Source organism: Anaerolineae bacterium (assembly GCA_013178015.1).
GTDB lineage: Bacteria > Chloroflexota > Anaerolineae > DRVO01 > DRVO01 > Ch71.
This window is the reverse complement of record JABLXR010000008.1, coordinates 120877-132860: the sequence shown is the minus strand read 5'-3', so window position 1 is coordinate 132860 and position 11984 is coordinate 120877. Positions and strand designations below refer to the sequence as shown.

12 protein-coding genes are annotated in these 11984 nt (G+C 65.6%); 2 read left to right on the top strand and 10 right to left on the bottom strand.

Annotated features, from left to right (window positions below; all coding sequences use genetic code 11):
• Positions 1 to 2 precede the first annotated feature (2 nt).
• Together HPY83_04605 and HPY83_04600 are read left to right on the top strand one after the other, a co-directional pair.
• The gene (locus HPY83_04605; GenBank protein ID NPV07231.1) at positions 3 to 596 is read left to right on the top strand and encodes a hypothetical protein; all 594 of its coding nucleotides are present in this window, start codon (positions 3 to 5) and stop codon (positions 594 to 596) included.
• A 102-nt stretch (positions 597 to 698) separates the two neighbouring features.
• Positions 699 to 2444 carry an ATP-binding protein gene (locus HPY83_04600; protein NPV07230.1) on the top strand — a complete coding sequence of 582 codons (1746 nt, stop codon included), beginning with the start codon at positions 699 to 701 and terminating at the stop codon, positions 2442 to 2444.
• Between the two features lie 100 nt (positions 2445 to 2544).
• Here HPY83_04600 and HPY83_04595 read toward each other — a convergent pair whose 3' ends face one another.
• The 10 genes from HPY83_04595 to HPY83_04550 all read right to left on the bottom strand — a co-directional run bounded on the left by HPY83_04595 (position 2545) and on the right by HPY83_04550 (position 11975).
• Positions 2545 to 4518 (bottom strand): beta-galactosidase, encoded by a 1974-nt coding sequence (locus HPY83_04595; protein ID NPV07229.1) that lies wholly within the window; start codon positions 4516 to 4518, stop codon positions 2545 to 2547.
• A gap of 82 nt (positions 4519 to 4600) precedes the next feature.
• Positions 4601 to 5662, bottom strand: coding sequence for an SPFH domain-containing protein (locus HPY83_04590; protein NPV07228.1), 1062 nt, complete (start codon positions 5660 to 5662; stop codon positions 4601 to 4603).
• A 76-nt stretch (positions 5663 to 5738) separates the two neighbouring features.
• Positions 5739 to 6257, bottom strand: a complete 519-nt coding sequence (locus HPY83_04585) for a hypothetical protein (GenBank protein ID NPV07227.1) — start codon at positions 6255 to 6257, stop codon at positions 5739 to 5741.
• A 20-nt stretch (positions 6258 to 6277) separates the two neighbouring features.
• The gene (locus HPY83_04580) at positions 6278 to 6805 is read right to left on the bottom strand and encodes a hypothetical protein (GenBank protein NPV07226.1); all 528 of its coding nucleotides are present in this window, start codon (positions 6803 to 6805) and stop codon (positions 6278 to 6280) included.
• 15 nt (positions 6806 to 6820) lie between these two features.
• Complete coding sequence (locus HPY83_04575) at positions 6821 to 8728, bottom strand: DUF2207 domain-containing protein (protein ID NPV07225.1); 1908 nt, start codon at positions 8726 to 8728, stop codon at positions 6821 to 6823.
• Positions 8729 to 8881: 153 nt separating this feature from the next.
• Positions 8882 to 9277, bottom strand: a complete 396-nt coding sequence (gene rpsI / locus HPY83_04570; protein NPV07224.1) for a 30S ribosomal protein S9 — start codon at positions 9275 to 9277, stop codon at positions 8882 to 8884.
• A gap of 32 nt (positions 9278 to 9309) precedes the next feature.
• Positions 9310 to 9738: a 50S ribosomal protein L13 gene (gene rplM / locus HPY83_04565; GenBank protein NPV07223.1), complete on the bottom strand. Its 429-nt coding sequence runs from the start codon at positions 9736 to 9738 to the stop codon at positions 9310 to 9312.
• A 27-nt stretch (positions 9739 to 9765) separates the two neighbouring features.
• Positions 9766 to 10566, bottom strand: coding sequence for a tRNA pseudouridine(38-40) synthase TruA (gene truA, locus HPY83_04560; GenBank protein NPV07222.1), 801 nt, complete (start codon positions 10564 to 10566; stop codon positions 9766 to 9768).
• Between the two features lie 20 nt (positions 10567 to 10586).
• Complete coding sequence (gene rplQ / locus HPY83_04555; protein NPV07221.1) at positions 10587 to 10946, bottom strand: 50S ribosomal protein L17; 360 nt, start codon at positions 10944 to 10946, stop codon at positions 10587 to 10589.
• 15 nt (positions 10947 to 10961) lie between these two features.
• Positions 10962 to 11975, bottom strand: coding sequence for a DNA-directed RNA polymerase subunit alpha (locus tag HPY83_04550; GenBank protein ID NPV07220.1), 1014 nt, complete (start codon positions 11973 to 11975; stop codon positions 10962 to 10964).
• Between the last annotated feature and the right edge of the window lie 9 nt (positions 11976 to 11984).

The following is an 11984-nucleotide window of genomic DNA, read 5'->3' as shown; positions in this document are numbered from 1 at the left end:
CGTTGCGGCTGGGAAAGATCGTCTCGTCCTACTCCCACCTCCAGTACCGGTGCCAGATCTACACGCGCGGCGAGGTCCCCGACCCACCGGCGCCGGACGACTATGGGCTGGGGACGTACGTCACGGTGCCTCTGGGCGACGATCGCTCCCTGGTGGGCATCGTCTGCGACACCCTGCTGCACAACCCCGAGTACGCCGTCTATGGCCCTCGTCTCAGCACCCCAGAGGAGACGACAGTGTTCAGCCCTGATTACCTGGACGAGGCCCGGACCCTGGTGAGCATCATCGCCATCGGATACGTGGATAGCAGCGGCTGCCACCACGACCCGCCCCAGACAGCGCCCCTGCTCAATAGCGAGGTGCTCAGGATGTCTCCGGAGCAGGTCCGGAAGTTCCACCATGCCGACGATCAGGTCCGCCTGGGGTACCTTCCTCTGCTGATTGCCCTGGCCCGCACCACGCCCGTGATGACTCAGACCATCCTCCGCCTGCTCACCACTCTGGAGGAAGCGTTTCCCGACGGGCCCGCAAGTACCAGGCTGCGGCTAGTGAGACAGAACTTGTCGTGGCAGTTCCGCGTTCTCAGCCTAGCATGAGTGGATGGTGGGGCATGGGGAGTGGGCAGTGAGCAGCGCGGCAGAGCTCTCCTCCGGGTTATCCACTAGCCGCTGCCCGCCACCCAGCCCATAGGAGCGACCATGCCGGAGATGGATGCCTGCGTCGGACTGGCCAAAGGGCCTGGCGATAGGCCCCATCAGTTCACCTTCATCACCCCAGACAGCGACGACTCGCTCCCAGTGGGGGAGTACGTCTACTACGCCCTGCCGGAGGGGGAGGGGGAGTTGCGGGTGATCTGCCGCATAGACGAGCGCCGAGAGGCCCGCAACTATCCCAACGCTTTCCTGGCCCATCCGCTGGTGGCGCCAGGTGAACTGGCCGGGTTTATCGGTTACGCCGAGGAGGGCGATGAGCTGTTCGAACTCACCGCCAGCGTCCTCGGCTACTTCGATCCGACCCTGGGCGACTTCATGAACCCCCGCCGCCTGCCGCGCGTGGGGCACCCCATCTACCGGGCCCCCGCCGACCTGCTGCAGTCGGTCCTCAACCGCAAGCGCCCAGGGGAGCCCGGTGGCGCCTATATCGGCAGCCTACTCAGCCGCCCAGCCGATGAAGTGCCCATCGTGCTCGACGCCAGCCGCTTCACCTCCACCCACCTGGCCATCATCGCCGGCACCGGCAGCGGCAAGTCCTACCTAGCCGCCGTCGTGGTGGAGGAGCTGCTCCGCCCTACCAACCGCGCCTGTGTCCTCATCGTGGACCCGCACGGTGAGTACGGCTCTCTGGCCGAATTGAGCAATCTGGAGGAGTTCCACGCCGATGCCCAGGATGGGCTGGCCGAGTACCGACCTCAGGTCCGCGTCCTCTCGCCCGACGACGTGAAGGTGGCCTACCGCAGCCTGGAGCTGGACGATCTGCGCTATCTGCTCGGCCGCGACCTCACGGCCAAACAATCCTACGTCCTGGGCGTCGCCTTTCGGAACGCCGAGAGAGTCACCAAAGGGCTCTGGACCCTCACCGATCTCAAGAACGAGGTGGCCAACTGGGCTCATCAGGCTGCCAGCACTCCTGAAGGCGTCGGCGGTGCAGCCGCAGACGTGGACTCGAACGCTCATCAAACCGCTGCCGCTCTCAGCTGGCGACTGGAGAACGTTCTGGGGCGGAGCGAGAGCCGCATTTTCGACGATCACCGGGACCTGGCTCTGCAGGACCTGTTCCGCCCCGGCCAGTGCACCGTGCTGCAGCTCAGCCAAGTGTCGGAGCGCGAGCAGCAGGTAGTGGTGGCCACCATCTTGCGCCGCCTCTACAAGGCCCGCCTCGCCACGGAGAAGGCCCTGTCGGCGCCGGGAGACCCCACCTACCTGCCTTACCCCGCCTTCGTCATCCTAGAGGAGGCCCACAACTTCGCTCCCGCCGCCGCCGATCTGGTGACCAGCGAGCAGCTGAAGCGCATTCTGAGCGAGGGCCGCAAGTTCGGAGTGGGCATGTGCCTGATCAGCCAGCGCCCGGGCCGCCTCGACCCGGACGTGCTCTCCCAATGCATGACGCAGGTGCTGCTTCGTATCAGCAACGAGGTGGACCAGGCCCGGGTGGCCCAGAGCGTCGAGACGGTGGGACGCTCCCTCATGGATGAGCTGCCCGGCCTCTCCAAAGGGCAAGCCATCGTGGCCGGCATGGCAGTGAATACCCCGGTGCTAGTGAGGGTGCGGCAGCGACTCACCCGCCACCAGGCGCAGGACCCCGACGCGCCGGCACGATGGCGGGAACACTTCCGGAAGGAGGAGCTAGCCCGCCGCCAGCGCGACGAAGCCCTGCCACTGCACCGACCTCCCCCCTCCCGCGCCGAGCTGCTGTCCCAACTCTTCGGCGTGGAGGACGACGAGTAGGCGACGTCGATCGCTCGGGGCGCTGCTCCCCTCTCAGGCTTACTACAGGCTCGGGCGCAGTAGGCGTTCTGGTGCGGCGAAGGAATGAAGTCACAGCCGCTCAGGCCTCGAACACCACCATCTGGTGGCCCCGTACCTCGGGCACCACTACGCTGGCCCTCTCCTCCCCGTACTCCCAGCACAGGTCGCGCCCTTCGGGGGCCAGGTACACGCGTCGCGGAGGCCCTCCCAGCCGCACCGATAGCCTCACGTTCGAAAGCGGCACCACATCCTCGATTATGTCTATGTCGGGCGTGCGTCGCTCGGGCACGTAGTACAGCAGGTGGCACACCAGCCTTCCCTCCTGCCGCAACAGCGTCACCTGAGCCCCGGTGGGCACCTCTGCCTGAACCAGCTTGGCCGGCGCCACCGCCTTCAGGCAGCCCTCCACCAATTGGCGATAGGCCCGGCTTCCGTGCCGCCGATACGCGGAAAAGATAGGGCTGGCCAGGTATATGGCTCTGCCCCGCTGCACTATCGCCGGCCACTCCGTCACCGCCGCAGGCGGTGTCTGCCGGTGCGAGCAGAAGTGATCCCAACTCCTCTCGAAGTAGGGCCGCACGATCCGACCCAGGATCCTCGTGCCCTCCTCAGCCCGCACCAAGACTGGCGCCTCATACATCACGTGCTGCATCTCGGGGAGGCCGAGGTCTCGCTCCAGATCGAGGTAATGAGTGGTGTACTCCGCCTCGCCCGCGTACTCGATCCCCAGCACGTCGCCCAGGGCAAAGCCCTCGCTAGTGAGACTGCTCCGTCCGGAGGCCAGCAGCGACCCTCCTCCGTCCACGTACCGCCGCAGCTTCGTCCCGAGACCGGCTCCCACGGGCACCCGGTCCGGCAGTACGACGCAGGCAAACTGCTCCAGGTCCGCCTCCTGGTCCACCAGCTGGAACTGCCACTGGGACTCCAGCAGCATCCGCGTGGCTCCCTCCTCGGCAGCCACGTCCGCGCGCCGGTCCCAGCCCTCTGCCGCCACCAGCACGGCAACCTCCGGGATGGGTCGCGCCCCTCGACACCAGGGTTCCTTGGCCTCAACCGATCGGTAGACGTCGCCGATGCGTTCATAGGCCGCCGCTTCCAGCCTGCCTCGCGGATGGAGCTGGTCGCCGATGCTGCATCGGGCTCCCGTGGCCAGCATGCTGAAGACCTCGTACTCCAGCGCCGCCCGATTCTTGAGCCCACCGAAGTCGGCCCACGACTTGTGGAAGCGAGCGGTCATGCCCAGGAATTCGGTGCCGAGCGACTGCACATAGCGGGCGTACATGGGATAGTGCAAGTATCCCCACTCCCCTGAAGGGAGCGACTCCACTTCGATGTGGGTCATGTAGGGAAGCTCGGCCCTCAGACCGGAGTCGGCATCTCGCGCCAGCCTCACCCGGCCGTTGAAGAAGATGCCCGCCTCCGGCCGGTGCTCGCGCACCACGGCGCTCAAGCTGCGCATGGCACGTCGAGCCACATCGGCCGAGTACAGGCGCAAGTCGTCCTCATCCTGAGGGTTCAGCCCTCGGTCCACCATGCCATCCAAGCAGTACTTGCATACGCATCCAGGCGGAGCCTGGAAGATGATGTCGAAGAAGATGCCGTCCACTGGATACCGGCGTACCACCTCCTCCGTCTGGGCCGCGACGTAGTCCAGGTAGGGGCTATTCATGCAGAGGTACTTCCACCCGGCCTGGAAAGGTGGGTTGATCCCCGCCACTCCTGAGGGCGACACCTGTTGCCACTCTGGGTGTATGTGGGCCGCGTGCTCGTCCCACACCACCGAGATGTAGACAGGGGTGCGTATCCCCCGACGGTGACAGGCCCGGATCATGTCGCCCAGCAGGTCCCTCTCCAGAGCAGGGTGGACCACCCCCACCTCGGTGGGGTAGTAGGACATACCGTGGTGGCACTTGGCGAACACCGTCACCGAGTTGACCGCTGCCGCTGCCAGCCCATCGGCGAAGCGTACGGGGTCGAACTCCGAGGCCACGTCGGGAATCAGAGGAGAGGTGTGGAAGTCGAGGTGCACCTGCCTGAATGGAAGCTCGGCCATGCCGGCGACCTCCTGGTTGATGGTGGGCGCCTTATAGCATGGCCGAGCTGGCCCCTCAAGGCAGGCGTTGACTGGCTAGAGGCTACTCCTGCAGCTTCTGCCCGCAGTTGCTGCAGAACCGCGCCGAGGCCGGGTTGTCCGTGCCGCAGTTGGGGCACTTGATGCTGCCCAGCGCCGTCCCGCAGTTGGTGCAGAACTTCGCCCCCGGCTGGTTCACCGTCCCGCACTTGGGGCACGTCACTCCAGAGGCAGCCTGCGCCGGACCGGCCTGAGCCTGTGGGCCACCACGGATGGCTTCGCCCAGCTCCCGGGCCACCACGGCGCCCAGCCCGACGCCGGCGCCCAGACCGACGCCCGCCCCTGCCAGCCCCCCTTCCCCACCTCCGCCGGCCTGGGCTGCGTCTCCCAGGGCTCGAGCGGCCTTGAACTGGAGGTAGGCTTGCATGTTGCCAATGGCTCCCATGGCTGCCCGCTCGTCAATAGCCTTGGAGGTCTCCTCGGTGGGCGTGATGGAGCCAACGTACATGCCCTTCAGGTCCAGGCCCAAAGCCCTGAAATCGTCCAGCAACCGGGCCCGGATCGCCGATGCCAGCTCGTCGAAGAGGGCGGGCAGGTCGAAGAGCGAGGTCGCCACCTCCCCCAGGACATCGGTCAGCCGACTGACGATGATCCCCCGCAGGTAGTTGGCGATCTGAGGCGTGGTGTAGAGGCCCTGCGTACCCACGATCTTGTTCACGAAGAGCTGCGGGTCAGACACAGCGGTAGCGTAGGTGCCGAACGCCCGCAGCCGCACTATCCCCAGCTCCTTGTCCCGCAGGGGAATGGGGTTCTCGGTGCCCCACTTCAGGTCAATGAAGTCCCGGCGGCTAACGAAGTAGACCTCAGCCGTGAATGGGGTGCGCCCGCCGAAGGGTATGTTCACCAAGCCGGCCAGCAGCGGGATGTTGGCCGTGGTCAGGGTGTGCCGGCCGGGGCCGAACACGTCCAGGGCCTTCCCATCGCGGAAGAACACCGCCCACTGGCTCTCTCGAACCACCAGTTGCGAGCCCAGCCGGAAGTCCCCCGGTCCAAACTCGGGGACCCGGTGCACCATCTCGTTGCCGGTCTCGTCTATGAACTCAACTACGTCAAACACCCTGGCCATCCTAGCCTCCCTATGCTACATGTCGCAGCCGGCGCTCCCAGTGACGGCCGGCGCCTCGTCTCCGGCCCACCTTCTCCTAACCCAGGGACACCAGCGCCTCCCGGCGCTCGTCCCACCGTCGCCGTATGTCAGACACCACCTGGAGCAGAGCCGCCGAAGCCTTGCGCACGGACTCGGAGTCTCCTACCGCCGACTCCACCGCGTCCACCGCTTCCCGGAGAGCCGGAAGCTCGTCCAGAAGCCCGGCATCGTGCTGGTACAGGGCATTCAGCTCTTGCTCGCCGACCTTGATGGCGTCGAACAGCCCGGCGTACCCGTAGGAGGCAGTGCGAATGGTGTCCGACAACGTCTCAAGTCGGCGCACGGCCAGGTCCAGGTCGCCGAGAAGGCTCAGGCCCCCGCCCCGAGTGAGCGATCGCTCGATTTCGAGCACCCGGTCCCTCTGCTCGTAGAGCTCCTTGCTGAGCCGCTCTCTCAGCAGGCGATCCGCCTCGCGCGCCAGTTCGCGCTCCTTATACCCCCGGTACCCCGGGATCTGCCTTACCAGGCGCTCGAAGCCGCCCAGGTCGCCCTCGATCCTTTCCCGGTAGTCCATTTCGCGCCTCCAGAGATGGCTCAGCCTCTAAGAAAGATCTCCGACCCGCAGTACGGGCACTGGACAACGCCCTTGCCTGCCAGTTGTAGCTCACCGCCGCAATTGGGGCAACGGTCGGACGGCATGTCGGCGGCCTGCCGGCTGTAGAGCACGCCGCGCTCCCAGTTGACGTAGCCGGTGAAGAGCCCTTTGCCCACCAGGTCATAGATGTAGTCTCTGAGCGTGTCCCGCGTCACCTTCAGTTCCAGCACCGCCGACGGGATGTCTACCTGGCCCCGGGTCTGGACCATGTTGAGGAGCTGCCTCTCCTTCTGCACCTCGGCCATGGCTCGCTCCTCCTGCCGACCCTTGATGAGCAGGAAGGCTCCGATGGCGACCAGGGGCAACGTCCCGAAGAGCAACGCCATGCCGATGCCGAGCACGGGGGCAGCCAGGTCCTCGTACCGCCCACTGGCGACACCGGCGCCCACCCAGAGCGCCACCACCAGAAGCAGCGCCACACCGGCGCCCACCAGAATGAGGCCAAGGACCCTGCCGCTATTACGCATAATGTGCCTACCTCCCTATCGGGCGCCCGATCCGCCCCCGCCTCCGCCACCGCCACCAAATCCGCCGCCTCCACCACTCCAGCCCCCGCCCCCGGACCCGCTGCTGCGGGGCTGGCTGGTGAGGGTGCTGGAGGCCGAGTTCAGCATGCTCTGCAGCCCGTCGCTCATGCTCTGCAGCGAAGCCGACATGCTGTTGCTCATCCCCTGCAGAGAGGGCATTGCACCGCCCGTCTGCGAGACCGGAGTGGGACCAGCCGCAGTCTCCCTGGGATAGGGCCGTCCACCCCCGTAGATGACGGGAGGATAAGGGTGGTACCAGGTGGGCGCCGGCGCCTCCACCCGACTGAACTTCCTGATGTACTCCTTCTCCATGCCGAAGGCGATGGCATAGGGGAGGAAGCGCTCGAAGATGGACTTCTTCTCTCCCAGGTCGTCGTAGCGCTCGATGTCCTCCAGGTACCGCTTGAACGCCTGCCACCGAGCGGCTTCCTCAGCCCCCGCCTCCGATTTCCGAGGCATGGCCGACCCGACGATGGTGAGCAGCAGAAAGCCAATTCCCGAAGCCAGAGGGAGGCAGAAGAAGGTACCCGCGTACTGGGAGATAAACACGGAGAGGCAGAGGAAGGCTACGAAGCTCAGCACGATGCCCGCTATGCCGAAGCCTTGCCACCGGGCCCGGACTTTCTCGGGGTTGCCGTGGAAGAAGCCCTGCTGCGTCAGCTCCTCGTACATGTCCCGGGCGATGCGAGGGATCGCCTGGTAAAACCGGTTCTTCAGCTCGGATAGCCTGACTTCGGTCTTCTGCCCAAACAGCTGAGAGACAAGGGTGGATTCGTACTGGCTCAGGTCTGCTCCACCACCAAGCCGGCGATAGACGAAGTCGCGCCGCTCGCCGATACCGAGGAAGCCGGGTTGCTGGGTCTCCTCGATCTCCAGAACTCCCCGACGGCCCAGATCCACGATGGTGGCCAGGATGTCCTGGATGTCCACCTTCTCGTCCACCAGCGCGCCGGCCAGCCCGGGCCTGAGGTCCGAGGGCGGCTCTGACAGGTACTCGGCTACCACGCCGACTGGCTTGTCTCGACCCCGGCTATACCAGAGGGCCACCACCCCGCCGATGCCGCCCACCAGCGTCAGGATGGACAGGGCCAGAAGCCCAAGCTCCACCACCGGGCGCCATCGCTCGTTGTAGTCAACCAGCCGATCGGCAGCTGCCTGCCAGGACGGGGGACGGGCCTGCACCAGCCCATGGGGGAACTGGACGCGCAGCTCCACCGACTGGTTGGCTGGCAGTCCCTGCACCCGAGCCTGGACGGTGCGCGAGTCCACCTGCTCGATGGGCACGGTGGCCGGATTGGAGGCAAGCCGCAACTCCTCAGGAGCCACGCTACCCGGCAGGCGCACCGTGATGGTGCCCTGGTCTATGCGACCGGGCCGGTCACCGGCGTAGAAGAACCACCAGAACTGGTCCCCCTCTTCGTAGATGCGAAGCCCCCCGATCACGCGATATCGCAGAGTGAAGGTGCGTTCGGCGTTGGCCGTGGGTGGGAACCACCAGAGCACCTCAAATTGGTCATCCACGGTGGCCAGGTAGCCGTGCTCCCGCTCCGATGACACCGGCGTGTACGCCCGCTCCCCCTCGAACACAGAGACGTCGCGGACGTCCTCCAGGCGATCCATGTCGAAGGAGAAGTAGCCCTGGCTGAAGCTTCCGGAGTCGAACGAGAAGGCCATGGTCACCTCGAAAAGCATGTCACCGTTCTCGAGGATGTCCACGGTGTAGTCGTAACGGTTCCAGTGGAAGGACTTGCCCGTCTGCGCGGATGCCGCAAGCGTGCCGCGCGCCAGGAGCAGCCCCAGCGCCAGCAGGACGACCCAGATCCAGCTCAGAGCCATCCTCGGTCGCCTTGACCTCAGTCTCATTGCTCACATCCTCCCAGTGCCGCGTCGCCTGCTGGAGCCACTATACCACGGTCGGCCCTCGGTGCCACGCCGCCGTACCATCCCGAGGGCCAGAACGGCGGTAGGCCGCCCTGGCCCACCGCCGTTGTCTCTGCCGCCGCGTTCGCCTTGCTTCTAGCGCTTGGTATACTGAGGCGCTTTGCGGGCGCGCTTCAGGCCCGGCTTCTTGCGCTCTTTCATGCGCGGATCGCGGGTCAGAAAGCCTCCGCGCTTGAGGGTGGGCCGCAACTCGGGATCGAACGCCAGCAGCGCTCGAGCGATACCGTGCCGTACGGCCCCCACCTGCCCGGAGATGCCACCGCCCTCAACCTTCACCACCACGTCAAAACTATCGCGCAAGTTGGCAGCGATCAACGGTTCCAGCAGGGAATCCATATCGCCCTCGCGCGGAAAGTACTCCTGTGCCGCTCGGCCGTTCACCACCACCGTGCCTTGACCCGGGTATAGCCTGACCCGAGCGCTGGAGGTCTTCCTGCGGCCGGTTCCATAATGGTATGCTTGTTCCGCCATTCACTTCCCTCCCACTCTTCGCGTGCTGGGCTCTAAATCTCCAAAGGCTCCGGCTTCTGCGCCTCGTGCGGATGGGACTCACCGGCATAGACCTTGAGCTTGCCCAGCTGGTGTCGCCCTACCCTGTTCTTGGGCAACATCCCTTTCACCGCCGTCTGGATCACCCTTTCGGGGTAGCGCCGCAGCTGATCACGCAAGCTGATGCTGCGCAAGCCGCCGGGGTACTGAGAATGCCGGTAGTACGTCTTCTGCTCGAGCTTGCGCCCCGTAACGCGCACCTTCTCCGCGTTCACGACTATGACGAAGTCACCCACGTCCATGTGCGGCGAGTACGTGGGCTTCGTCTTCCCCGAGAGCACCTTGGCCACTTCACTCGCAAGCCGTCCGAGGGTCTTGCCCTCAGCATCCACCACGTACCACCGTCGCTCTATGTCATTAGGGGTAGGTGTAAACGTCCTCACTGCCGAACTCCTCATCCCGATGTGGCGTTAGTGGGCCGGAACCAACGGATCGCAGCTCCACCAGCACCCCGTACCCAGCCCCAGTCGGCCCCTGTCGTAGGCCACGCCCTCGAACGTGAGCCCCTTGGCCGGAACTGCCGGCCCGATGCCCGCGCACTCCGGCCCGCCGTCTACCAGCAAGCCGGCCTGCTCCACGGATGTCCGGCCACGCCCGACATCCAGTAGAGTCCCCACCAACCGACGGACCATCCGCCGCAAGAACGCGTCCGCCTCCACCACTATGGCCAGGTGCTCGCCGCAACACTCGAGCTCCAGCCTGGTCACGGTGCGCACGGTGTGGTTACCCTGCGGAGCTCGCCCAAAGCAACGGAAATCGTGGCGCCCCACAAGGTTCCGCGCCGCTGCCCGCATGCCGCTGACGTCCAGCCGGTAGGGAACCTGATGGCTAAACCTCTCCCAGATGGCCGACCTCCGCGGTCGCTGCAGTATTCGGTAGCGATACCGGCGAGCTTCGGCCCAGAACCGCGGGTGGAACCCATCCGGTGCTGGCGCTGCCTCCCGAACCGAAACGTCTCCGGGCAGCAGGGCACACAGGGCGTTGGCAACCTCCTGGCCGGACATGGTTCGTCGCAAGTCGAAAGCGGCCACTTGCCCGCTGGCATGTACGCCGCGGTCAGTGCGTCCCGCCAGGATCGCCCTAACTGGGCGCCCGTCCAGCCGCGCCAGAGCCGACTCCAGTTCACCCTGGACTGTCCTGCCGCGCCCCTGCACCTGGGAACCGTGGAAAGCGGTACCGTCGTACTCCAGTACCGCCAGGAACCGTTGCACGATCCGGACACTCGCACCGGCTAGTCCACTAGCTCCAGGAAGACCATCTCGGCTCCGTCGCCTTGCCGCCGGCCCAATCTCAGCAGACGCGTATAACCGCCCTGCCGGTTCGCGAACCGTCGCCCGAACTCGCCGTCCTGAAACAGCTTGCGCGCCACAGTCTCATCGGTGAGAGTGGCCGCCACTTGGCGGCGGGCGCTCAGATCGCCCCGTTTGGCCAGCGTCACCAAACGCTCCGCCTCCGACCGAATGGCCTTAGCCTTGGCTTCCGTAGTACGTATGCGCTCGTGGCGGAACAGCTCCGTCAGCAGAATGCGAAAGAGCGCCTTGCGCTGATCTCTGCTTCGGTCCAGCCGCCGGCCGCTTACCCTGTGCCTCATCTCAGCAACTCCGAATCACGATGTGCCTTCGCCGGCGGGCTCGCCCTGCATCTCCTGGCCCTCACCGTCGACCTCCGTGGGCTGGAAACCTTCCGGTGGTGGGTACAGGCCGCGATCCGTCAACTTCTCCTTCAGTTCCTCCAGAGACTTGCGCCCGAAGTTGCGGATCTCGAGGAGCTCGTTCTCATTGACGACCAGTTTGGAGAGGACCTGGCCCACCGTGGATATGCCGGCCCTCTTGAGGCAGTTGTAGGCCCGCACATTCAGGTCCAGCGCCTCTATGGGAGTGTCCAGCGACGCTTCCAGCGCCTCAGCCTCCGTCTCGGGCTCCTCCTCGGCACGCACCTCCACCGACTCGGCCATGGTCACCAGCTGGAAGTGCTCCACCAGCATCTGGGCCGCTTCGCTCAACGCCTTCTCCGGGCTAACCGTGCCATCCGTCCATACTTCTATCACCAGCCGGTCGAAGTCGGTGGTGGGGCCCACTCGCTCCCGCTCTACGCTGTAGGTAGCGCGCCGAATGGGGCTGAAGATGGCGTCTAGCGGGATCTCCCCGATGGGAAGGCTACCTCTCTCTTCCGAAGGCGAGTAGCCCTTCCCGGTAGACACGGTGACTTCCATTTCGAACTCGGAGCCACCCGAATCCAGCGTCAACAGATGCTGCTCCGGGTTGAGGACGTCAATCCCCGCCGGCGCTTCCAGGTCCCCTGCTGTCACCTCGGCCGGCCCCCGGACGCGCAAGCGGGCCCGGCCCGAATCTGTCCCCTCCAGCCGGAATCGAACCTGCTTCAGGTTCAGCATCAGCGTCGTCATATCCTCGCGAGCGTTGGGGATGGGAGAAAACTCGTGCTGGACGCCCATCACCCTCACCGAGGTAGCCGCGGCACCAGATAGCGAAGAGAGCAACACGCGACGCAGTGCATTGCCCAGGGTCAGCCCATAGCCCGACTCCAGAGGACTGATGACGAAACGACCGTACTGCTTGGATACGGCAGTGGCCTCTATCTTCGGGAATACTTTGTCCACCAAGTGAAATAC